Consider the following 20,954-nt stretch of genomic DNA (forward strand, 5'->3'; position numbering starts at 1 on the left):
TTATTTTCTCCCATAGATCCACACTCCAAGAAAAGTGACACTTGCGCCTAACAAGATAAATGGTGTAAGTCTCTCATGTAAGAAAATGGATCCGAAAATTGAGGCAGCTATTGGATTAAGATAAAAGGAAAGACTCGCATACATCGGACCTCCTTTTTGAAATAAGTTTTTGATATAAAAATAAAAAAAACCAACTGTTCCAAAAGTTGCCAGAAAATGTAAGTCCAGCAATTGCTGGCAAAGAAGGTCCGGAAATAAGTAAGGATTGTACCGAGTAAAGTCTATAATTAGGAAATAAATTGGAGTCAAAGCAAGAAAAAAAAAATTACGGTAAATTAAGCTCCTTTTTTGAAAAATTTTTTGAAAAGGATTTAACAATTGCAGTATAAATAGCAAATGACACCATAAGCGGCAAGAAGAAATATGTTACCTAAAAATGTCCCGCTTTAATGTTTGATTTTTCAAGAATAGGAATAAGAACAATCGAGAGGTTCCAATTAATCCAACAACAGCGCCCATAATCTCATTTTTCCTAAAACAGTTGATGTAAAAATAAATGAGAAATTACACCAATGAGAACTGGGATTGTTGTCGAAATAACACTAGAAATAATAACTGTACTGAGATGAATTCCAAAAGCAAAATAAAATCACATTAGAAACTGCAAAATTGATACAAGATAAACCTTCTTTGTATTTAATTAAAGTCTGAATATTGTTTTTTCTTGACAAAAGGCGATAAGATTAGAAATGAAATTAGGAATCTGAGAAAGTAAAAATAATAGGTGAGAAAAAGTAAGCCCAATCTTTATTCCAATACTATTTAGTGAGCCAAGAAAAACGATTGTTCAGCAATAAAAGAAGAAAATTTATCATACTAACTTGCAAGTTCTTCGAGAAGATTCCGACCTGTCATCTCTCCTGGTTTGAGAATGTCTAGAAGGGCAAGAATAGTTGGAGCAATGTCTGCTAAAATGCCGGAGGGTAACTTTACCAAACGGCCTTGTAGTGAACTATGAATGGCAATAAACGGAACAGGATTATCAGTGTGCTCGGTTGAGATCTGACCAGTTGATGGGTTTATCTTCTCCTCTGCATTACCATGATCTGCGGTGATAAGAACGTAATGACCGAATGAAAGTGCTGTCTGTACAACCTTACCAAGACACTCGTCAAGTACCTTAATAGCCTTGATTGTAGCCTCGATGCTACCGGTATGGCCAACCATATCAGCGTTCGCAAAGTTGACTAGAATGAAAGGATACTTCTGTTCTTTCATCTTTTGAGTCAACACATCGGTTAGTTCATAAGCAGACATTTCTGGTTTTTGATCATAGGTAGGAACTTTAGGAGAAGGAATTATAACGCGGTCTTCGTTGGGAAAAGCCGCTTCACGATGTCCATTGAAATAAAAACCAACAAACCTTTCCTTTTCGGTCTCAGACATACGTAGCTGAGGTATTCCCTTTTCAGATATGAGTCTTCCTATTGGTACGCTAACGACATTCGGTGGAAACGCGATCTCAACAGGAAGTTCTTTTTCATATTCCGTCATAGTAACAAAAAGGAGATTCTTTATCTTATCGCCACGTTGAAAAGGGGGGTTAAAAGCTTCTGGAGATTTTTTTTCAAGATGGGTCTTTTCGTACTTAATTGCATATGGATCAAAGGATAGTGTTTTATTCGCCTCTTTTTGAAAATCTTCAAGAACGAAGGCTTTTGTAAGTTCTCTTGGTCGATCAATACGATAGTTAAAATATATTACGGCATCACCTTCTTTAATAATTACTGGAGGTTGACCGAGAGTTGTTATGTTTGTGGGCTCAATAAACTCATCTGTAAGATTTTTCACATACGCATTCTGAATAGCTTGCTCTGCAGTCTCTGCAGTTGCACCGATTCCTTTAGTGAGACAAACATACGCTTTTTCAATTCGTTCCCACCTTCTATCTCGATCCATCGCGAAGTATCGTCCTAGTATCGTTGCAATTTTACCTACACCAAGTTGCTTAAGTTTGTCCTCCAGTGGCTTGATAATTTCCATAGCTGATTTTGGGGGAGAGTCTCTTCCATCCGTGATTGCATGTACGAATACATTTGAAAGATTATTTTCTTTGGCAAAAAATAAGAGTGCGTGGAGATGGTCAACGCTTGCGTGTACACTACCCTGACCGACGAGACCTATAAAATGAAGATTGCCTTTTGTTTTTTTTACATGCTCAACGGCTTTTAAAAATGCTTCTGTTTTGTAATAAGATCCGTCTGCTATCGACATATTAATACGAGGAAGATCCTGATAGACGATTTTCCCAGCACCAAGATTAATATGCCCGACCTCGGTATTTCCGACCTCAACCGCAGGAAGACCAACTGCCTCACCTGACGCCTTAAGTTGTGTGTTTGGATAGGTATAAAGGTAGCTATTAATGTTGGTGGGGTTGGCTAGGTAGATAGGATTTCCAGGACCTGGAGGGGCAATTCCAAAACCATCAAGGACTATAAGAACGACTGAATTCATTAATTCATTATAGTAGCTTCTTATTGAGATAACAATAAGCCAGACCACACGCAATTGCGTCAATTTCATCGTCAATTTTGCCGGTTAAGTCAAGTTTTGGAAGAGTTAATCCGATCATTTTTTTTACTGATTCTTTGTCTGAGTGACCATAGCCAGTGACAATTTGCTTGATCTGAAGTGGTGTGAGTAGTGACAGAGAAATGTTGTGTTGAGCCGCGAGTAGTTGAGCTATCCCCTGAGCTTGAGCCACAGGGATAACCGTTTTTTGATTCTTAAAAAAGAAAAGCTGTTCTATTGCCATTTCGGTTGGTTTCTCTTTTGTAATAATCAACTCTAGTTCGTTGTAGATTTCTTCAAGGCGCTTGGCCATCGTTTTCTTGGCTGAGGTTTTTATTAATCCAGATGTCTTATAACTGACAACCGATTTTTGATAGCTAATTATCGCCCACCCAGTGCGTTCAAAACCAGAGTCGATAGCTAAAATTACCATAGAGCCAATTATAAATTATCTGGTATCTAGTATCTAGGTCGTGAAGTAATGTTTAGCAGATTTTTTAAATGCAAGAACAAGTATCGTAATAAACATGACTATACCCAGAGGTGCCGAATTTCCTAATGACATTAATAAGCTAAATATGGCACCGAAGAGAAACAGCTTTCTCATTTTCTTATTCAAAGCGAACAAAGTTATGCTTGGAAAAATGGCAAAGTAAGTAAAATAGCCAATAATACGTCCTGGATTATCTAGAAATATGGGATAAGTTGAGTTATAAGATTGGCCCTGCAATCTAGCTAGGAAGCCATAGTAAAAGTCCCCAATAAAACCATTTCCAGGTGTATAGCCTACTGCTGGCTGAAATGCTGCAAGTAAGGAAATGCTTAGCACCAAAAAAATTACAGTGTAGATCTGAATTTTAAGAATTATTTTAATCCACTTTACTGATTTTGAAGGTATTCTAGCCATATTTCAATAATATGCTAACGAATAAGTCTTGTCAATTTGAGCAAGATATTTATTTCACAGTATCAATTTGGGTCTTTTATTTGCGCTATAGTCAATTCCATATACTCTTTGAAAACGAATCAAAGAGACGGAAGACGTTACTTAGTACGTCTCAGCTATACTCCTTGCAGAGCTTACACTTGACGCCTATCAACCTCGTATTCTTCGAGGAAACTTAAGATTTCTAATCTTGGGGAATGCTTCGCACTTGAGATGCATTCAGTGCTTATCAAAAGGAAATATAGCTACCCAGCGATGCCCTTTTGGGACAACTGGTACACCAGGGATTTCCACATCTTCGGTCCTCTCGTACTAGAAGAGTGTCCCCTCAAAAATCAAAGCGCCTGCACCGGATAGAGACCGACAAACATGTTACTTGTAATAAATTACAAGGCATCATATTTCTATGAGTGCTCTGTATGTCGCCATACAGTTCGGACTATATCTTATCCTGATAATAAATATCTGGACTCTGACGTATAGTCTCTGAGGACGGATGGTTTGAACCATCCTTTCCTGCTGATTTTCCGCACTTGCAACATTTTCACTCACGATGTTAATCGGAGTAGTTCAAGATACTCGGAGTTCCCAGCAAATAGTCAGATTTACATTTCCACATTTAATTTACAAAAAGACCATATAACACTAATCTCGAAGATTCTAGAAGTCGATGGAAAGAGCACAGCACGTTAATAATGTTTAAGCATTATAAGTCTACTGTCTCACGACGTTCTGAACCCAGCTCGCGTACCGTTTTAATGGGCGAACAGCCCAACCCTTGGAAGCTACTACACCTCCAGGATACGATGAGCCGACATCGAGGTGCCGAACCGCGTCGTCGCTGTGAACGCTCGGACGCGACTAGCCTGTTATCCCCGGGGTAGCTTTTATTCGTTAAGCCCGATCCGCAATCACTGCGGATTCGAGGATCACTAACGCCTACTTTCGTATCTGCTCGAATAGTCATTCTCACAGTTAAGCTGGCTTTTGCGTTTGCACGTAAACTGCGATTTCTATACGCAGTAAGCCAACCTTTGCACAACTCCGTTACCTTTTTGGAGTAGGCCGCCCCAGCCAAACTGACCGCCTAACACTATCCCGCCTTGCGGTGGTAAGACTCAAAGAATTGAAAGAGAGGTGTTTCATTGGCGACCGAAGTCTCCCTCCTACACTAAACAGTTCAAAGCTTCTTATCAATGTCAAGTTTCAGTAAAGCTCCCGGGGTCTTTTTGTCCGGGTGCAGGTAGGCCGCATCTTCACAGCCATTTCAATTTCGTCGGGCAGCAGTTCAAGACAGTTATCAACTCGTTAAACCTTTCATGCGGGCCGGAACTTACCCGGCAAGGGGTTACGCTACCTTAGAACTCTCAGGGTTAGAGCTGTCGTTCACTGGAGCTTGCACCGCGACCTGTTTCCCCCAAAGGGGGACGTCAGCCACAGTGATTAACTTACCAGTACTGGACAGGTTTCAGCCTCTATACGTTCCATTTCTGGTTTGCAGAGACCTATGTTTTTGCTAAACAGTCGGTTGATAAACGTTTGTTGTAATCCCCCAAAGGGGGACAGAGCTTATCGAAAAACTTACGCTCAGCTTTTTTGCCGAGTTCCTTGAACCACCATTACCCATTTGCCTTGGTCTACTCGACCATTCCACCTGTGTCGGTTTGCGGTACGGATATTTGTAAAACTCAGTATAAAACTTTTCCGGGAAACGCAACTTATAGCGCTCTCATTCTCGCGAACGATTGTATTGACACTTCACTTGCGCTCAGTGCTTAAACCCTCATGTAGAAGGCCACTTATATCACACTTCGTCATTTCATACTTGATAACGCGTTACAAACAGTAGTCGAATATTAACGACTTGTACATCGGAACTACCAGACGGCAGCTCCTTAGATCCGACTAACCCTCAGTTGATTGACATTGCTGAGGAAACCTTGGAAATTCGGCATGCCGATATTTCATCGGCAGATACACTACTCATGTCAGCATTCTCACTACTACACACTCCACAATACCTTACAGTACTGCTTCGCAGTATGTAGTACGCTCCCCTACCAGATTGCCTTGCGGCAAAATTTCTATCTTCGGTGAATTGTTTAGCTCCGATCATGTTTGGCGCCTATCTTCCATACTGCCCGAAGGCAATAATATTCAGGTGAGCTGTTACGCACTCTTTAAAGGATGGCTGCTTCTGAGCCAACCTTCCTGCTGTATTGGAAAATAAACGGCCTTAACCACTTAACAATTACTTAGGAACCTTAGATGAGAATCTGGGATGTTTCCCTCTCGACCTCACCCGCTTATCCGGGCAGGACTGACTCCCTGTATATCCGTCGAGTATTCGGAGTTTGGTTGGGTCTAGTAATCCGAAGACTCCAAGACTCATCCAGTGCTCTACCCCTCGACTTAAACTACAGAGGCTATACCAAAATATATTTCGGGGAGAACCAGCTATCTCTAGGTTCGATAGGCATATTACCCCTAACCACAAGTCGTCCCATGTAATTTCACCTACAACGGGTACGGGCCTCCACTTCGCTTTCGCGACGCTTCACCCTGCTCATGGTTAGCTCACCTAGTTTCGGGTCGTTTGACAATTGCTAATAGCCCTATTCAGACTCGCTTTCGCTCCGCCTTCCCCCAAATGATGGGGTTAAACTTGCAATTATCAAGCACTCGCTGACTCATTCTTCAATAGGCACGACATTATCCCGATAAATCGGGACTCTGTCTGTTTGTTAGCCAATGGTTTCAGTAACTATTTCACTCCCCTCTCGGGGTACTTTTCACCTTTCCCTCACGGTACTTGTTCACTATCGGTCAATTTGAGTATTTAGCCTTGGATCGTGACCGACCCAGTTTCCTACAAGGTTTGCCGTGCCTCGTAGTACTTGGGAGATTCGCTCGAGGTAACATTCAGTTTGAAATACGCGACTATCACGCACTTTGGTTGTTCTTTCCAGAACATTTTTTTACCGATTGTTACTCCCTACTGCGTCCCGCAACACCTCGACTTGCGTCTTGGTTTAGGCTGCTCTGCTTTCGCTCGCCGCTACTGACAGAATCACATATTGTTTTCTTTTCCTCCGGGTACTTAGATGTTTCAGTTCCCCAGGTTGTCCTCCTACTGATAAATCAGCAGGATCCTCAGTATTACTACTAAGGGGATTGCTCCATTCGGAAACCAACGATTAATAGCGTCTGCTTAAGGACTCATCGTTGTTATCGCTCTCGAGCAAGCGTCCTTCTTCGTCTCAAATTGCCAAGGCATCCACCAATGGCGTTAATTCTTCCATCTCTCTCATTCGTTTTCCGCTAAAGACACTGACATGTCTTTATACGGTCTAATAATTATTTTTTGAAATTGAATCCCCCGTTTCTTCGGGGGATACCTAACACGCTTTGTTATCCCGACTAGTCATCGGGATACATGTTAAAAAGACCCAAATTGTTAATGTGCAACACTTTCGTGAATATCTTTATTTCTGAAAACAAAACGTCAGACGTTTTGCACTTAAAATAAATATATTCTTTGGTGTCGAGTCAAACTCGACTACCTGCGTCAACCTCGGCAAAGCCAAGTTTGACTTGGTGGACCTGGGCGGAGTCGAACCGCCTACCTCTTCATTGCAAATGAAGCGTTCAGCCAGGTAAACTTCAGGCCCAATCCCCAATAGACCGTAAAACGCGTAACGTAGAGCATAAAAAAAGCTCTATGTTTCAAGTTCTATATTCTATGTTGTGGTTAGTTAAAGAAGGCGGATAGGATAGCAGAAATTGTAGTTGCTAACCAATGCCTCAGTTAAGGTCAAAAACCATGTGTAAAGGTATTTTACACAAAGCTAGGGCGATAAGTCAAACGATATATCGCACTTATCCTCTGAGAAGGTCGATCGCGACCTGTAGCAAAATCGGCCGCTCTACTTCTCTCAATCGATGTCTTTGGTTCCATAGATGCGTATTTGAGGGAATTCTTCCGATCTTTGCTATTGTAGCTATAGTGCTTACCAATTCAGAGATGTGGGGGTGCGAATCGGCAATTCGTTCTGCTAAGGTGTCTGCTGCAGACTCACCAGCAGTTGCTAATTTACCTGGCCAGACAGCACTCACGTCTTGAATACCGCGTTCATTTCTCAGTTTGTGTGCAATTTTTGTCATGGCAAAATCAGCTCCCACTCTTGCTGCGAGATCCTGTGCGGGTAATTTTCCCGCAACAAACAAACTCCCTCTGCGAAGTGCTGCCGCTTGTTTGTCTTTACCTCTGTCCGCATCCGCGCCCTTTTGGGTTGGGCCACGTTTACTTCGTCTGGCGAGTTGACCATCGATAAAATCAGATGCCTCAGCAACAATCTGTACCGTGTTCGCAGATTTTTTATATCCGAGATGTCTTAGAAGCAAAGCGGTAAAGGTTAAGGGAACCCTCATATCGGTTACAATGTCGGCAATTTCACCACCATGCACGTAGAGAGTTCTGCTTCCCCATGTTTTTTGACTACTATCATCAAAGGGTATGCCATATCCATATACCTTATTCGGAAGTTCGAGGAGCTTCTTTCCAAGTTCGGTTTCTTCCACTGGGGATTCCACCAGTCGATATCATGAGACACTTTCGGTAGGGAGCTGAATCAGAGATGGTATATCCATATAGGAGCTAAGGAAGGAGCATCAACATGCTTCACTCGATCTGCCATTTGCTTGTACATTTCTCGCTCCAGTGGTCTACGGAATATTTGATCACCTAGAAGATCGACCTCCCTACCATCTCTTCGACGTAATACGTTTTCGCACCGGCTCTGTTTCCCGCCGCAATATCACCGGTAAGTTTATCCCCGACCATACAGCACCTTGCTCTACGGGCATTCCGTTGCTGCGCCGTCAACTCAACCATGAATGGTTTCGGCTTTCTCCATTCAGGGAAAAGCGGAGAAAGGAGCAGATCAGCGTTGAGATCTCGTATCCAGTACTGCGCCGCAGTGAAGGTAGCGAGGTTTCCCATTTTCGATTCGTTACAATCGCTGTTTTGAAATCGTAACCTTCCGCATCAAGCCGTTCCTTTAATGAACGCATGTGCTCTGCAAGCTGTGGATGTGGGAGCGTTCCCCATGTTTTTATAAAGGTACCTTCGGCATCAAGAAAAACTGCATGAATATTATTTTGCATTATGAAGTCCGCGGTAATTCCCATAATATTTGTTCCCGCAAAGTCAGGCGTGCAGATTTTCAAAAAGGCTTCTTTTGGGTTAAGTCGATCTCTCATCTCAGGAAAAGAGCTTCGAGGTAATTCGAGTGGTACCATAGATATATTGTTAGGAAGTTTCTTTCCGAGTTCGGCGATAGAGATTAACGTAGCTGCTCACTCGTAATAGTGTTCCCGCGACAATAATCGACTCACCAGATTTCTTTTTCTTCTCATTGCTTTGCTTCATTCCTTCAGTAAAAAGGCCGGCACCTGCAGCCTGAACAACTGCTCCTATTTTCGCTCCTTTTGGTATCCGCGGTTTTTCTAGACCCTTCTGAATCTTGGCATTAATACCAAAGTTAATGAACTCTCCAGCAACTACTGACACCGTGGCAATCTTACTCATATGAGGAGCGAATGCTACAACGCTCTCGGCACGAAGCATAGCGTCTGCGACAGGATCGGCTACTGCACCAGCAACGGACACAGCTCGTAAAAATCTTGCTGGATTGCCCTCAAGGTCGCTTGCGAGCGCAGGAACAATATGCTTTTGAACTTGTGCCCAATTTCCTGACTGCGCCGCTTTCATGGCCTTCCAACCTAGTACCGGTCTCGCTACAGTCATACTCCACGGTACCAGGTATCGCGCAGGATGGCTCCGAACTCTTTCAAGATTCATAAGTGAGTATTCTAACAGATCTAAGAAAGATATTTGCTTTCTACAGTCGTTTATATGTATATTAAATGTATGGTGAAAAAGAACATCGTTTGGTTTGAGGAGGTTGGAAAAGAGGATGTTGGGCTTGTTGGGGGAAAGGGTGCCAATCTAGGTGAGATGACGAATGCGCGTCTTCCCATACCATACGGATTTGTGCTTACCTCTCATGCCTACTTCGAGTTTATTGAACACAATGCTCTTGCGCCTAAGATAAAGAAATTTCTTGACTCAGTAAATACAGACAATCCTCACGAGCTTCAGCAGGTATCGAAGGAGATTCAAAAAATGATTCTTGACGCAGATGTTCCTAGCTCAATATCGAAACAGGTTGTCGAATACTACAAAAATCTTACTTTAAAGGAAGAGGAGTACTATACTAACTCGTCTTCAGTTGCCTCAAAATTTACCAAGGCTTTAAAACATGCCTATCGGCCAGTCGCTGTCGCTGTGAGATCATCGGCCACAGCAGAAGACCTTCCAGGGGCGTCTTTTGCAGGACAGCAAGAGACATATCTAAACGTTTTCGGTGAAACAGAGCTACTTAAGAAGGTTCAGGAGTGTTGGGCATCTCTTTTTACTGAGAGAGCTATCTATTATCGACATCACCAAGGATTTGATCATTTTAAGGTTGGACTTGCTGCGGTAGTTCAGCGTATGGTCCAGTCTGATAAATCCGGTATCGCTTTTAGTATCGATCCGGTTACCAATGATAAATCGAAGATTGTAGTCGAGGCAATAGTAGGACTCGGTGAGTACATTGTGCAAGGCAAGGTGACTCCTGATCATTACGAAATAGATAAGAGATCCTTTGTCATAACCAAAAAAGAGGTAAAGTATCAAAATCTCAAATACGTTAGGGCGGGGCATGGTAATAGAGAGGTCAAGCTTAGCAAATCACAGGGCTCTAAACTTAAACTTTCTGATCAGGAAATCGTAACTGTAGCGCTATTGGTCAAACAAATTGAGGACCATTACTTTTTCCCTCAAGATATTGAGTGGGCAATTGAAGGAGATAAGACTTCTATAGTTCAGTCACGACCGATTACTACAATTAAGAATGAAGAATCTAGTATCAAGAATAAAGGAAACGAAGATAAAAACAAAAACTCAGATATTGTTTCAACGCAAGCTAAATTGGTGATGCCAATTGTTGTTGGAGCACCAGCTTCACCAGGAATGGTAACGGGGCCGGTCAGGATTATTCACTCACCCAGTGAAATAGATAAAATATCCAAGGGAGATATTCTGGTTGCGCCACAGACAAATCCAGACTACGTTCCTGCAATGAAGAAAGCCGCTGCAATTGTAACGGAAAAGGGAGGAAGAACGTCGCATGCGGCAATAGTTTCACGAGAGCTTGGAATACCTGCGGTTGTTGGAGCAGAGTCTGCCACAACGAAACTAAAAAACGGGGAGATAGTTACTGTTAATGGAAGTACCGGTGAGGTTTTCAAAGGTGCGATCAGTGGTTCCACCTCCGCTAAAGCTTCAGCGAAAGAGCAGGCAAAACTTATCGCCGAAGACCGAAATCTGAAAACTTTAACTAAGGTATATATTAACTTGGCTGAACCAGAGCAAGCGGAAAAACTCGCCAAACGTCATATCGATGGAATCGCCTTTGCGTGCTGAGTTTATGATAGCGGGTATTGGAACACATCCAAAGTATCTAATCACTGGGAGACAACATGAGTTTGTTCGAAATTAACAAACGATCTCATTAAGTTCGTAAAACCATTTAATCCCCGACCAGTTATCTATCGAGCAACTGATTTTAAGACAAACGAATATAAAAACCTCAAATGGTGCGGAGTTCGAAAACAGGAAGAAAACCCAATGCTTGGTTTCCGAGTGCTTCACGTTACATTGCAGATCCGGAAGAGTTTATGTTGGAGCTCGAGGCAATCGCAAATATCTGGAAAATGGGGTACAGTAATCTTCATTTGATGATACCGTTCATCAGAAGACCATGGGAACTTATTCAGATCAAAGCAATGATCACAAAGCTGGCCTTTTCAATCTTCCTGGATTTAGATTGCTCATTATGGTTGAGGTTCCAGCGGCTGCACTCGAACTTGAGAACTTTCTGAAGATTGGGGTCGATGGTGTCTCGATTGGAACGAATGATTTAACAATGATGCTTCTTGGGTTGACCGGACAATGAACATGTAGCTTCGGTTTATGACGAAAGATCGGACGCCGTTGTCGAGTACTTGAACATATCGTAAAGACCTGCGTAAAATATAAAGTAAGTTGTTCAATCTGTGGTCAGGCAGCGTCCGACTACTCAGAGCTAGTAGAGAAATTGGTCATAGGGATTACGAGCGTATCGGTAAATCCAGATGCGATTGAGCGAACAAGAAGATTGATCTATGACATTGAGCGAGCACATTTTAAAAACTAGCGAAAATAGCTACAAAGCTAAATGGTTGACATGCTTAAAGCTATGCAGCCATCCAGCCATGTTAACTATTAAACAAATTACCGCCTACGAAATAATTGACTCAAGAGGTTATCCTACTGTTGAAGCAGCTGCATTAATGAGTAACGGGCGTACTATTAGGACAAGCGTACCATCTGGAACTTCTGTCGGGAAGTATGAAGCTCTAGAACTACGTGATAAAGATGACAAGAGATTTGATGGAATGGGAGTTACAAAGTCCGTAAGTATCATCAATGATGTACTTGCACCTAAATTAGTTGGAGTTTCTCCCAGTAAATTCAGAGAAATTGACGAATGGATGATTAAGGCAGATGGAACTAAGAATAAGAGCAAGCTAGGTGGCAATACCACTCTTGCTATGTCTCAGCTTTTTATTAAGTCCGCCGCTCAGGAAGAAGGAATGTCTACATACAGTTTTGTTAATAGAGAGTATAAAAATAGGTTTAAGTCAGAGATGCCGTTACAGAAAATACCTACACCAATCTTTAATATTATTAACGGTGGAAAACATGCGAATAATAATCTCGAGTTCCAAGAGTTCCAGGTAATTCCTTCATCATCACTCCCCTACACCAAGGCTTATCAGATCGGAGTCGAGATTTTTCACGAACTTAAAAGAGTCTTGCTTTATAGAAATGCAAATGTCTCGGTTGGAGAAGAGGGAGGATTTGCACCAAACTTCACAACGAACATAGACGCAATTGAGGTAATTAATGAAACAGTACTTCAAAAAAATCTTAAGATGGGACTCGATATATTTCTTGGACTCGATGTGGCTTCTTCACATTTTTTCAAGGATGATAGATATTATGTAAAGGATAAGCCCCATCCTTTAACAAAAGATGAGTACCTTGAGTTTATTGTCAGCCTCACAAAAAACTATTCTTTATTATGTCTTGAGGATCCTCTAAATCAAGATGACTTTGAAGGTTGGTCAAAACTATTAAAAACTATGGCCCGTGACATTTATCTTATTGGGGACGATCTTCTTGCAACTAATAAAGAAAGACTTCTCAGAGCTATTAAGGATAAAGCATGTAGCATGGTGCTCGTGAAACCAAATCAAATTGGAACTATCTCAGAAATCATGGAGGTTGTTCAGATAGCTAAGGCAAATGATCTTGCCGTGCTGGTATCCCATAGATCGGGAGAAACAAATGATGACTTTATTGCAGACTTTGCTGTTGGAGTTCAGGCAGACTTCGTTAAGTTTGGAGCACCTTCACGAGGTGAGCGCGTCGCAAAGTACAATCGTCTCTGGCAGATTGAACGAGAAAAACTCTCTAAGTAACTTCGTATTCCGTATATCGTATCGCGTATTTCGTATTCTGTGCTATATTTTGCTCTATACTAGATACGTTATACCAAATACGATATACGAATCATGATAGGTAGAATAAAAGGCAAACTAGTTGAGATCAATGGGAACATTGGTCTTGTTGAAACTTCATCAGGGCTTTCGTACGAAGTTTTTCTTCCACCAGCTTTATGCTCATCCGTCTAAACACCGCAGTAAGATTGAGACACATCTTAGGTCCGTGACGACGCTCACATTCTGTTTGGCTTAGGATAAAAAGATAAAGAGTTATTTAAGCTTCTACTTTCAGTTTCGAGTTGGACCAAAAACTGCATTTCAGGTCACTTATACTGGTAGCGATGAACTGATCTCGGCAGTTCAGACGAATGACGTTGCTATTTTCAAAAATTCCAGGACTCGGAAAGACTCAAAGAAAATTATTCTTGAACTTTCCAGAAACTGAAGTCGAGTTCGATATGCAAAAATGAATCTAAGCGATGAAGACAAAACGGTAGTTATGCACTTATGGCTCTTGGTTACAAATCTCAAGAAGCAAAAAACAAGCTCTCAGTAAAATTTCAAAAGGATTATCGATTGAAGAAAAAATAAAAGAAGCCCTCAAAAACACTGCTACAAAAATAACTTTTAACTGCTCACGCTCATAAATTCTTTTCCAGATTACCACGTATCCAAATATGAAAGAAATTCGAAGAATGGGGATTTATTTGGCTTTGGAGTATAATTGGAAGCATGTCAGGAAATGAGATTACAACGCTTAGACCTTTAAAGATTACTGAGTATATCGGGCAGAGTGCGGCGGTACGAACTCTAAAAGTATTTATAGAAGCGGTTAAGAAAAAGGGTTTGCCAACAGAGCACATTCTGCTCTATGGACCTCCAGGAATTGGAAAAACTACGTTAGCAAACATCATAGCTCATGAACTCGATGGAGAGATGAAGGTCACATCGGGTGCCGCAATGCAAAAGTCTGGAGATCTTGCAGCGATACTTACCAATCTTAAGGACAATGACATCTTATTTATTGATGAAATTCATCGACTACCTAAAACGGTTGAAGAGATGCTCTACCCCGTTATGGAGGACTACTTTCTAGACATAATTATCGGCAAAGGTCCTTCTGCCCGTACCGTTCGACTACCGATTCCACGGATTACGATAGTAGGTGCCACGACTCGACTCGCTTTATTATCTGCGCCACTTCGTGACAGGTTTGGACTTCTGATGAGACTAGACTACTACACAGATTCAGAAATGGAGAAGATTGTAGATAGATCGGCCAACCTCCTTAATATGAAGATTGCAAAAAATGTGGCAAAGGAAATAGCAAAAAGGTCTCGCCGTACTCCCCGACTCGCAAACAGAATTATTAAGCGCGCTCATGACATGTTAGTTGTGAATAAGCATGCTGAGATTTCAGAGACAGTATTGACCGAATTGTTTTCTTTGTTGGAGCTTGATAACTTTGGACTTACCGATGTTGATAGAAAATACCTAAAGACTATAGGAGTTAAGTTTCAGAATGTGCCAATTGGTGTAAATACGATCGCTTCTGCCATGTCGGAAGATATTCAGACGATTGAGGACTTCATTGAACCATATCTCTTACAGATTGGCTTTTTGAAAAGAACCTCAAGAGGACGACAGCTTACTCCAAAAGCCTTGCTACACCTCGGTGTAAAGGGTGATCCCGATCAACCACAGCTGGTATAATAATCGTAGAGCGTGTAGCGCGCATCGTTTATCGCAAGAATTATCATGCCTTGAGATACACGTTACACGATTTGCGATTCGTGATTTTGTAGCCGCGGTGGTGGAATGGCAGACACGCAGGACTTAAAATCCTGTGACCGCAAGGTCGTGAGCGTTCGACTCGCTCTCGCGGCACATCCAGTAATCAGATTTCGGTTTTCAGTTTTCAGTCATTATGATCTGACAACTAATCACTGACCACTGATAACTGTCCCAGCCCTTCTAGCTCAATGGCAGAGCAGCTGTTTTGTAAACAGTCGACTGCAGTTCGATTCTGCAGAAGGGCTCCAGCTTATATCTAAAGATAAAGCTGTTTTGTAAACAGTCCCGACCTCAGTCGGGGTTCTGCAGAAGGGCTCCAGCTTATATCTAAAGATAAAGCTGTTTTGTAAACAGTCCCGACCTCAGTCGGGGTTCTGCAGAAGGGCTCCAGACTTAGAAAGTGTTCGTCCTATTAGCGATAACAAGACCTTCGACTCGAATAATACTATCTTCGTAAGGACTTAAACTGCAAACGCCTCCTCCCTCCATCCTTAATACACCCTCAGGGTGCCTTATATCCTTATTGAGAGTTATAGTACCGCCGATTCGTACGGAAATCAAAGAATCGATATCGGGCTGTTTCCTCATATACTCAATGAGTATAGGAGTAGCACAGAAATTTGGATCAATAGCTTTTAGAGATGCTGAGGCGCCATAAGGAATTGATAAAACGCCACCAGAAAAAACTGGTAATCTGTGAGAACCTTCTATGGCATGAGTTAGGACAAATATAGTAAATGGATTGGTAGTAAATTGAAGAAGTGATCTTCCCAATTTTTTACCAGATTCTGGTTGATTTGTTAATCTACTGCGGCTCTCAATGTTTCCCGACATAACTAATTATACTACAGGATATATAATATAAATATTTAAATTTGGTATAATTCTTTATATCTTGTATTCCTACCTGTTGTCAGGAAGGACAAAGGTTTTTTTTGAATATAGACCCTGTAGTTCAACGGATAGAATAAGTCCCTTCTAAGGATTAGATCCGCGTTCGATTCGCGGTGGGGTCACTCTTCTTGAATGTTATAATTGATAAATTGGGCAAGTGGTGAAACTGGTATACACGCAGTCTTGAGGAGGCTGTGCCGAAAGGCGTGGAGGTTCAAGTCCTCTCTTGCCCACCCGATGCGTCCCGATTGTCATCGGGGTGCCCGAAAGGGCGTGGAGGTTCAAGTCCTCTTCCCGACACTACTCTACTTTCTTGTTACTGTGTAGCTGTAAGGATAGTATAAAAATGCTGCTGGTAGCTCATCGACTAGTATTTTTTGAAAGTCGAGATATTCCTTCTTACGGTTTGCAGGCTCAATATATTTTCTTCCATCCTCAAGTAATTTATCAATTCGAACATTTTTAATATTTACTATGTTGCCTCTGCCAGCTTGGGTTGAGTGCCAAAAAAAATACTGATCGGGGTCTGTTGGGATTTTCCAAAATGCCAAAAACATATCGAAATCATTCTGATTATCCGGTGTTCCATAGACTATGCTCGCGTTCAAACCTGCATCTTTCAGTGCATTCTCGATAATATTAGCTTGATCTTCATAGTCAAAGTATGATCGGATCGTAAGTTCAGCCGATACCGATGCAGTTGCAGGCTTGAGTTGCTTTCTTGCTTCTACCGGATCGTACAAACTTTTCTTTAACTGCGTGTTGTATGCCCAAGACGTGGGTGATATTGGTCCTTCTGCAAGTTCGCCGAATGCAGAAAGTGTTGGTCTGGGAATCGCTAATGAGATGCTTTTTCGAAAGTCTTTATCGGCAAGTGACTGTCTTGATTCATTAAAGAATAAGGTCAGTACGGTAGAGTAGTCAATCTCGCGTTCCACTTTCGTATTTTTCCAGCTCTTAAAGCCGTCGGCAACGCTTTTTCGATAGATCTTCATCTCAGTAATATTTCCGAGTTTGTAGGCATTGATCATCTTTGTTTCGCTGTCGTAGAATCTATAGGTTAGAGGTTTTAGATCTTTTTTATTTGGTGTTAAAACTAATTCAATTACATTATTTTCCTGTCCTAGCTTCATTTTTTTAACTTTATAGTTTCCTACTACGCCATGCAGAGGATAGCGGATTAAAGGCTTTGTTAAATATGTGGGGAAAATAGTCAATGGCCTCTTAAGATTAAATTCAATTTGAAAATCGTCAATTTTTTTAACCTCAACATCCTGAAAATTAAACTCAAGATCTTCTGCAGTTAAAGATTTATTATCATCCCAAATTAGATTTTTTTTAAGATATATATTGAATTTTTTGCCATCTGCACTTCCTTCCCATCGCTGTGCGACTGCAGGCTTCACAACTCCCTGGTTATCTATATAAACAAGACCATAAGAAATATTGTTCAGAATCTCAGAAGGTAATGAGAGTGGTTCGTAAGATCCAACCATTCCAACGACCCTTGTATCGGTGAGAAATAATGCGTCAAGCTGGGATGAAAAAGAGAGCAAGCTCAAAATGAACAATAAGCTTAAAAAAAAACTCAAGAAAATCATCTTGTTATGTTTTTTTCCAAACTCACGTATTAACCAGTAATAGTATCGGAAGGTGTTTCCTTGCTGGGTCATTCTAGATTGTTAAGTTCGTAAGAATAGATTGATTGCTGAGACTAAAAATAACACAACGATTAGTATTATCGTAAGACGAAGAGTTATTTTGTCTATTCCTCTTCGAGTATGAAATGTCTCACCACCACCACCCCAAGCACCTCCAAGTCCTCCGCCACGACCTTGGACAAGAATAAGTACTGTAATAGTTATTGATAGAACTATGTTAATAAGAAGGAGTACGTTTCTCATATTGTTATTATATCAAATTAACCATATATTACGGGTTTAGCGTGTGTAACGCGTAATCGTTTTAATTAACTTGATCGTCCGGTCTATTTGAAGACTCGGGAGTAATAAAAGCTTTATTCCTTAAGACCGTGTGGTATTTTTTTGCAAATCTATGAGCCTCGTCTCGCATCTGTTGAAGTAAATTTAGCGCTAGATTATTAAGTTTGAGACGCACCGTTGGAAGATCCTTTATTCCGATTATGAGACGATCTGGATTCTTTGCAATACCGATGATTGGGATCTCTTTAAGCGTTGAGCTTAGAGCCTGTAACCTGAGCATTGTTCTGATCTGTGGTTTGCCGCCGTCGATAACCATAAGATTGGGTAGTGGCCACTTATTTTTGAGACGACGTTCAACCGCCTCCTTTAGCATTTCAAAATCTCCCTTAGGATTTGATTTTCCAATCTTAAATTTTCTATACTCAGATTTGTTCATCTGTCCGTCGGTAAATACCACCATAGATGCTGTTGAGTTTTGTTGACTTAAATTACTGACATCATAGCATTCTATTCGCTCCAAGCTGATTAGTTTAGGAAAGTACTGAGAAAGAATATCTTTCAATCCTGATATCATTATTTCAGAACGATTAAAGGAGTGATTTTCATGGGTTTCAAATAGTCTGTGGGAATAGATATGCTTGAGATGATTAAGAACGTTTCGGTGCTTCATGGCCAGCTCATAGTTTTGAGTCTTAGTTTCTTCTTTTATTAATTTAGAGATTTGATTCTCAAGAACGTCCGAGTTACCTGAGAGTACTTTAACTACATTTCGTATGTTCTTACGGTACCTTCGTTTTTCTTCAGTCGATTTGATTATGTTTGGGCATGGATTACAAAGTCCAATTTTCGAATGGAAGCATGCATGTTTCGAGATTTTCTTCTGAGTACAGAAAGGGAAGACCTTTCTCAGAGAGCTCAAGATTGTATCGACCACATCTTGAGAAGCGAAGGGTCCAAAATATAATGCTTTTCTATCGCGTTCTTGCCTGACTGCAAATATCTTTGGATACTCCTCTTTTATCGTTATCTTAATATAAAGATAACTCTTATCATCCATCCACCGTACGTTATATTTTGGCCGATGAATTTGAATGAGTTTAGATTCGTATAACAATGCATTGAGTTCTGAATCTGTTTGGAACAGTTCAATCTCATCTGCGGTATTAACGTATAGCGCTTCTTTTCTATCTACTAAAGAGTTTTCAAGATGGCTCAGTAGTCGAGCCTTTACCAGGTTAGATTTACCAATGTAGAGTGGCTTGCCTTTAAGGTTGTAACTATACACTCCTGCAAAACCTTTGAGCTTTACGATGTCGATTTTTGTATTTGGGATTTTCCAGTTTGAGTTATCCATGTTTTAGTTGTCTAAGAACTAATAAAGTCAATATTAAGATTAACAGTACTCCAAATGAAGATACGAAGGCTATATTATAGCCCGTCGGCAAGATCTTAATGTCTTGTTCTGATATATTATCGCCAACATGGAAAACTACTTGAGTATTTGTTTTTTTCGTGAAGCGATCTGTCTGCAACTTAATCTGAATATCGACGCTCTGTAAGGGAGCAATGGCCTCGATGGTCTTTTGGGAGAGGTTAAGCCGTAGACCCTCCCCCGTGGCAGAAAGCGGTACTGCGTACAAGGTAACGTTTCCGGTGTTTAATACAGAGTAGGTAAAGGTATTTCCGTCCCCTGCGGTTACGGAATTTTTACCACCCATACGTTTAATAACGAGACTACTCTTAATGTTTGGAACAGTCTCGGCATATGATACAGAAACAAGTTTGGACTGGTTAGAAGAGCTAAATCTATAAAATCCGGCTGGGTATGGTTCGGAGCTCGATGCTCCTCTGATTACTAAGGCTATGTGGTTTAGATCCAGAGCAGAAAAATAATCTACCTTTGAGGTGTCTTCCCAGGTAGGATCCACCGCATACCATCGATTCTGAGTAGTGTCGTAGTACTCAGCCCATGAGTGAAGCATATCCCCTGACTGAGGTCTAATCTGTTCGTTCGGGGAGAAACCATATCCCACAACCTCTCGAGCATAGAGAGCATTTTGTCGTGCAAGAGAGACGATAAGTGAGCTATAGTCAAGACAGACCGAGTTTGATGGAGACCGAATAATTTCAGAAAAAGTTTTATGGTTGTACCGAGGAGAGTCGTTGCTTAACTGAGAGTAGTCGTAGGATAAGGTGGCGAGTACATATGAGTATACGGATTTTATTGATGAAAACCGTGGTGGATTCTGCATTTTTGTAAGAAAAGGCTTGAGCAAGTAGTGCTTCTGGGATCTAAACAGGTTTCTCTGATAGTTAAGGATGTCCTCTCGAGGAACCGTACCTAAGATAACCTTTGCTTTATACTTTACTTCTTTCTTTTCTGAGGGGCGAAGTAAGTAGTGACCAAGAACATTTCCATCTGAGTCGATCGTTACGTCGTTTGGTTTCTCGGATATTGAGTCGAGAACAACCTGTTGATCTATGGTGTCTGGTGGGAATGTTAAGGTTACGTAACCCGGTATAGGTGAAGTGTTTTCAATTTGGTAGGTTAGACCTAGGTCATATTGTTGATTTTTTCCAAAAAATACTTGTATGGTTTTTCCATTCACCTGATTCCAGGAAAGGGTTTCCCGAGTTCTGGACGAGAACATTGGTTTACTTAAAAGAACCAAGTTCTGTAATTCGTTCGGAAGATTAACAGTTACGGAAGAATTAGCGGTGGAGGATGGTAAGAGGGTCGGGATAAGTAGCTCGTAAACGTTTCCTTGTTTCGTAAGCACGTTTTCTTGTTTGAAATGAAGAGAGATGTTGAGTATATCCTTTAGGTCTTCGGTGGTGATTAACGGAACAATAATGTTCAACTGATTTTGCTCGAGTGCGGTTTGTATCGAGACGAGATGGTCATTTACCATCCCCTCAATATCGGTAGCACGAAATCCTGAAGGTAAAGAAATAAGAAACTGCTCCGAAGATTGTTTACCGGTAGGATTCTGAAGTTGAATACTGTATCTTACGTCTGCCTGAGTTGATGTATTTGGTGAGGATAAAAAATACTCTGCCTTGTACATGTTCTTTGGACTCTGGGCGTGAACAGGAAAACTGAGAAGAACTGCAGCAAATACAAAAAATAGTTTCTTAAACATGAC

The 20,954-nt window shown here is 41.2% G+C and carries 16 protein-coding genes, 5 tRNA genes, 1 rRNA gene and 1 pseudogene; 8 read left to right on the forward strand and 15 right to left on the reverse strand.

The window, feature by feature from the left end:
- The 10 genes from IPH70_02365 to IPH70_02410 form a co-directional block, all read right to left on the reverse strand.
- Positions 1–309: an EamA family transporter gene (locus tag IPH70_02365; protein QQR64337.1), complete on the reverse strand. Its 309-nt coding sequence runs from the start codon at positions 307–309 to the stop codon at positions 1–3.
- 567 nt (positions 310–876) lie between these two features.
- Positions 877–2,517, reverse strand: coding sequence for a 2,3-bisphosphoglycerate-independent phosphoglycerate mutase (locus tag IPH70_02370; GenBank protein ID QQR64338.1), 1,641 nt, complete (start codon positions 2,515–2,517; stop codon positions 877–879).
- 7 nt (positions 2,518–2,524) lie between these two features.
- Positions 2,525–3,007 carry a crossover junction endodeoxyribonuclease RuvC gene (gene ruvC / locus IPH70_02375; GenBank protein ID QQR64339.1) on the reverse strand — a complete coding sequence of 161 codons (483 nt, stop codon included), beginning with the start codon at positions 3,005–3,007 and terminating at the stop codon, positions 2,525–2,527.
- A 33-nt stretch (positions 3,008–3,040) separates the two neighbouring features.
- Complete coding sequence (locus IPH70_02380; protein ID QQR64340.1) at positions 3,041–3,481, reverse strand: hypothetical protein; 441 nt, start codon at positions 3,479–3,481, stop codon at positions 3,041–3,043.
- Between the two features lie 121 nt (positions 3,482–3,602).
- A 23S ribosomal RNA gene (locus IPH70_02385) occupies positions 3,603–6,826 on the reverse strand.
- Between the two features lie 289 nt (positions 6,827–7,115).
- Positions 7,116–7,191, reverse strand: a tRNA-Ala gene (locus tag IPH70_02390).
- 208 nt (positions 7,192–7,399) lie between these two features.
- On the reverse strand, positions 7,400–8,101 hold the full coding sequence (locus tag IPH70_02395; GenBank protein QQR64341.1) for a hypothetical protein: 702 nt from the start codon (positions 8,099–8,101) through the stop codon (positions 7,400–7,402).
- Between the two features lie 163 nt (positions 8,102–8,264).
- Positions 8,265–8,414 (reverse strand): HAD hydrolase-like protein, encoded by a 150-nt coding sequence (locus IPH70_02400; protein QQR64342.1) that lies wholly within the window; start codon positions 8,412–8,414, stop codon positions 8,265–8,267.
- The gene (locus IPH70_02405) at positions 8,402–8,821 is read right to left on the reverse strand and encodes a hypothetical protein (protein QQR64343.1); all 420 of its coding nucleotides are present in this window, start codon (positions 8,819–8,821) and stop codon (positions 8,402–8,404) included. Before IPH70_02405 ends, IPH70_02400 begins: the two co-directional genes overlap by 13 nt.
- A gap of 10 nt (positions 8,822–8,831) precedes the next feature.
- The gene (locus IPH70_02410; protein QQR64344.1) at positions 8,832–9,383 is read right to left on the reverse strand and encodes a hypothetical protein; all 552 of its coding nucleotides are present in this window, start codon (positions 9,381–9,383) and stop codon (positions 8,832–8,834) included.
- Positions 9,384–9,452: 69 nt separating this feature from the next.
- Between IPH70_02410 and ppsA the strand changes: the two are divergent.
- From ppsA to IPH70_02440, 6 genes and pseudogenes are all read left to right on the forward strand, one after another.
- Positions 9,453–11,823: pseudogene (ppsA, locus tag IPH70_02415) on the forward strand (phosphoenolpyruvate synthase).
- Between the two features lie 58 nt (positions 11,824–11,881).
- Complete coding sequence (gene eno / locus IPH70_02420; protein ID QQR64345.1) at positions 11,882–13,153, forward strand: phosphopyruvate hydratase; 1,272 nt, start codon at positions 11,882–11,884, stop codon at positions 13,151–13,153.
- 93 nt (positions 13,154–13,246) lie between these two features.
- The gene (locus tag IPH70_02425; GenBank protein ID QQR64346.1) at positions 13,247–13,366 is read left to right on the forward strand and encodes a hypothetical protein; all 120 of its coding nucleotides are present in this window, start codon (positions 13,247–13,249) and stop codon (positions 13,364–13,366) included.
- Positions 13,367–13,909: 543 nt separating this feature from the next.
- Positions 13,910–14,890 carry a Holliday junction branch migration DNA helicase RuvB gene (gene ruvB / locus IPH70_02430; GenBank protein QQR64347.1) on the forward strand — a complete coding sequence of 327 codons (981 nt, stop codon included), beginning with the start codon at positions 13,910–13,912 and terminating at the stop codon, positions 14,888–14,890.
- Between the two features lie 91 nt (positions 14,891–14,981).
- Positions 14,982–15,064, forward strand: a tRNA-Leu gene (locus IPH70_02435).
- Positions 15,065–15,145: 81 nt separating this feature from the next.
- Positions 15,146–15,219 (forward strand) — tRNA-Thr (locus IPH70_02440).
- Positions 15,220–15,364: 145 nt separating this feature from the next.
- Here the strand turns inward: IPH70_02440 and IPH70_02445 are convergent.
- Positions 15,365–15,805 carry a hypothetical protein gene (locus IPH70_02445; protein QQR64348.1) on the reverse strand — a complete coding sequence of 147 codons (441 nt, stop codon included), beginning with the start codon at positions 15,803–15,805 and terminating at the stop codon, positions 15,365–15,367.
- A 110-nt stretch (positions 15,806–15,915) separates the two neighbouring features.
- Between IPH70_02445 and IPH70_02450 the strand changes: the two genes are divergently transcribed.
- Both IPH70_02450 and IPH70_02455 read left to right on the forward strand, forming a co-directional pair.
- Positions 15,916–15,987: transfer RNA gene (locus tag IPH70_02450), tRNA-Arg, on the forward strand.
- Positions 15,988–16,016: 29 nt separating this feature from the next.
- A tRNA-Leu gene (locus tag IPH70_02455) sits at positions 16,017–16,098 on the forward strand.
- Between the two features lie 72 nt (positions 16,099–16,170).
- On the opposite strand, the gene IPH70_02460 is transcribed toward IPH70_02455, so the two are convergent.
- The 4 genes from IPH70_02460 to IPH70_02475 all read right to left on the reverse strand — a co-directional run bounded on the left by IPH70_02460 (position 16,171) and on the right by IPH70_02475 (position 20,951).
- Positions 16,171–17,538, reverse strand: a complete 1,368-nt coding sequence (locus IPH70_02460) for a hypothetical protein (protein QQR64349.1) — start codon at positions 17,536–17,538, stop codon at positions 16,171–16,173.
- A 9-nt stretch (positions 17,539–17,547) separates the two neighbouring features.
- Positions 17,548–17,769 (reverse strand): preprotein translocase subunit SecG, encoded by a 222-nt coding sequence (gene secG / locus IPH70_02465; GenBank protein QQR64350.1) that lies wholly within the window; start codon positions 17,767–17,769, stop codon positions 17,548–17,550.
- 61 nt (positions 17,770–17,830) lie between these two features.
- Entirely contained in the window at positions 17,831–19,162 is a 1,332-nt protein-coding gene (locus tag IPH70_02470; GenBank protein ID QQR64351.1) for a GIY-YIG nuclease family protein, read from the reverse strand.
- On the reverse strand, positions 19,155–20,951 hold the full coding sequence (locus IPH70_02475; GenBank protein ID QQR64352.1) for a transglutaminase family protein: 1,797 nt from the start codon (positions 20,949–20,951) through the stop codon (positions 19,155–19,157). The genes IPH70_02470 and IPH70_02475 overlap by 8 nt, the downstream gene beginning before the upstream one ends.
- Positions 20,952–20,954 lie beyond the last annotated feature (3 nt).

Source organism: Candidatus Roizmanbacteria bacterium (assembly GCA_016699265.1).
Lineage (GTDB): Bacteria > Patescibacteriota > Microgenomatia > UBA1406 > GWC2-37-13 > CAZLQR01.

Excerpts from the sequence above, each read along its gene's own strand:
- IPH70_02370 (QQR64338.1), bottom strand. The coding sequence starts at position 2,517 with ATGAATTCAGTCGTTCTTATAGTCCTTGATGGTTTTGGAATTGCCCCT.
- ruvC (QQR64339.1), bottom strand. The coding sequence starts at position 3,007 with ATGGTAATTTTAGCTATCGACTCTGGTTTTGAACGCACTGGGTGGGCG.
- IPH70_02380 (QQR64340.1), bottom strand. The coding sequence starts at position 3,481 with ATGGCTAGAATACCTTCAAAATCAGTAAAGTGGATTAAAATAATTCTT.
- IPH70_02400 (QQR64342.1), bottom strand. The coding sequence starts at position 8,414 with ATGGTTGAGTTGACGGCGCAGCAACGGAATGCCCGTAGAGCAAGGTGC.
- IPH70_02405 (QQR64343.1), bottom strand. The coding sequence starts at position 8,821 with ATGGTACCACTCGAATTACCTCGAAGCTCTTTTCCTGAGATGAGAGAT.
- IPH70_02410 (QQR64344.1), bottom strand. The coding sequence starts at position 9,383 with ATGAATCTTGAAAGAGTTCGGAGCCATCCTGCGCGATACCTGGTACCG.
- eno (QQR64345.1), top strand. The coding sequence starts at position 11,882 with ATGTTAACTATTAAACAAATTACCGCCTACGAAATAATTGACTCAAGA.
- IPH70_02425 (QQR64346.1), top strand. The coding sequence starts at position 13,247 with ATGATAGGTAGAATAAAAGGCAAACTAGTTGAGATCAATGGGAACATT.
- ruvB (QQR64347.1), top strand. The coding sequence starts at position 13,910 with ATGTCAGGAAATGAGATTACAACGCTTAGACCTTTAAAGATTACTGAG.
- IPH70_02445 (QQR64348.1), bottom strand. The coding sequence starts at position 15,805 with ATGTCGGGAAACATTGAGAGCCGCAGTAGATTAACAAATCAACCAGAA.
- IPH70_02460 (QQR64349.1), bottom strand. The coding sequence starts at position 17,538 with ATGACCCAGCAAGGAAACACCTTCCGATACTATTACTGGTTAATACGT.
- secG (QQR64350.1), bottom strand. The coding sequence starts at position 17,769 with ATGAGAAACGTACTCCTTCTTATTAACATAGTTCTATCAATAACTATT.
- IPH70_02470 (QQR64351.1), bottom strand. The coding sequence starts at position 19,162 with ATGGATAACTCAAACTGGAAAATCCCAAATACAAAAATCGACATCGTA.
- IPH70_02475 (QQR64352.1), bottom strand. The coding sequence starts at position 20,951 with ATGTTTAAGAAACTATTTTTTGTATTTGCTGCAGTTCTTCTCAGTTTT.